The sequence below is a fragment of the Vibrio sp. Vb1755 genome (genome assembly GCF_033338635.1).
Taxonomy (GTDB): domain Bacteria; phylum Pseudomonadota; class Gammaproteobacteria; order Enterobacterales; family Vibrionaceae; genus Vibrio; species Vibrio alginolyticus.
In genome coordinates this window covers 1-1703 of record NZ_JAWOTA010000085.1, presented here as the reverse complement: position 1 = coordinate 1703, position 1703 = coordinate 1, and the positions used below count along the sequence as shown (strand labels likewise).

Here is a 1703-nt window from a genome sequence, read left to right as displayed (position 1 = left end):
AAAGTAACCATTCCAACGCCCCTAAACCTTGCACAGTCACGCTTTGTGTCGAGATCTCTTCCACTGTCCAAACTTTATCGGCTTTAGTCAGCGCCGACATTTTACGCCCGGTGGTATTTTTTTTATCGGGCCAGAATTGTACGTTCCAGCTTTGCTCCAGCGCAGTCGCTGGGCCACGTTCCTGTCCTTGAAGCGCCATCCAAGCCAACATGGTGCTGTGCCATTGTTGTTGTACTGATTCCACGTCATTTTTCGGCGCCGAACAAAAATCAGCAAAGCTCTGCTCTAACTGCGAAGCTTGGCTTAAAAATGACTGTGCGGCATGAAACTCCACTTCGTAAACAGCTTGAGAAATATGGCTAGTTTGTTCTGGTTGTGCATCCGACGAGCCCGTTGTCGATTGGCAACCAACTAAGCTTAGCGTTGCAACAACAGCGCTCATTAATGTTGTTTTCTTCATGGTTGCATCCTTACAGAGAGTTCAGAAACGCAATCAATGCGTCACGTTCTTTTTGGTTAAGCGATAGCACGTTTTGTTTCGCTTGTTCCGCTTCACCACCATGCCAAAGCACCGCTTCCATCAAGTTACGTGCTCGACCATCATGTAAAAAATACGTGTGACCGTTCACTTCTTCTGTGTAACCAATCCCCCAAAGTGGTGGCGTACGCCATTCACGGCCATTGGCAAGATATTCAGGTCGATGATCAGCAAGGCCCTCTCCCATGTCATGCAACAGCAGATCGGTATACGGGTGGATAAGTTGCTCTGAAAGCGCAGGCCGGTCTGCTCGTTTTGTCGTTTTTACACTGGTTTTATGGCAGCTTTCGCACCCCGAAGCAGCAAAGATCTTTTGGCCAAGCTGAACATCAGGAGCATTCACATTTCGACGAATCGGCACGGCTAAGTGTTGGCTGTAAAACTCTACGAAGTCGAGTATGTTTTGGCTTACTTCTGGCTTGCCGCCATTTGGCAACTCCTCACAAAGGGATTGCTTCGCCGTGCAATTTTCATTCGGGAACAAGTGACTTGTTAGACCAACATCACCATTAAACGCGGCCGCATTTTGCTGCATCAATGTTGGTTGTCCTGCTTTCCATCCAAAACGGCCAAGCGAAAAGTCGCCTTTTTGAATGTCCCAAACTTTATTCACCTTGCCTGAGATGCCATCGCTATCACGGTCATTTTCGTCTGCCCACTTAAGCAACGTTTCATCAGGAATACTTTCTAGCAAACCTAAACCAATCATAGGTGGTGCGACACGAGCGGAAAACTGCGTCTCAGGGTGCATGTCCCCATAACCTAAATCGGTAATTTTCAGTGTAGGCTTTCTCAATGTCACTTTTGTGCCATCTTTAAACTCAACGGGAACGTCCGTATAAGTAATAGCAATTTTGCCCTCCGGCGTTTGGTCTTGCAGAGCAAAATCTTGCAGTTGCCCACCATACGTAGGCTCCGGAATACCGCCATCCATGATGTAAGCTTTCTTCTGCTCTGGCGTCATCGCCGGGATACTCAAACGCACCAACATAGACACGGCATGAATGTCGTCTTTTTCAGGAGGATGCCCACGGCCATCTTTTATGTGGCAATTCTGACAACCATTGGTGTTGAAAAGCGGGCCAAGGCCGTCTCTTGCATCTGTAGTCGCTGGCGCTTGCACCCATGGGTTACGAAAAAAACTATTGCCCACACTAAAATCAAG

General features: G+C 47.9%; 2 protein-coding genes. Both read right to left on the bottom strand.

The window, feature by feature from the left end; translation table 11 throughout:
* Positions 1–460, bottom strand: a 460-nt coding sequence (locus R7E00_RS22765; RefSeq protein ID WP_318124511.1) for an imelysin family protein, incomplete at its 3' end; no start/stop codon positions are given.
* A 10-nt stretch (positions 461–470) separates the two neighbouring features.
* A partial coding sequence (locus R7E00_RS22760) for a di-heme oxidoredictase family protein (RefSeq protein ID WP_318124510.1) occupies positions 471–1703 on the bottom strand: 1233 nt, incomplete at its 5' end.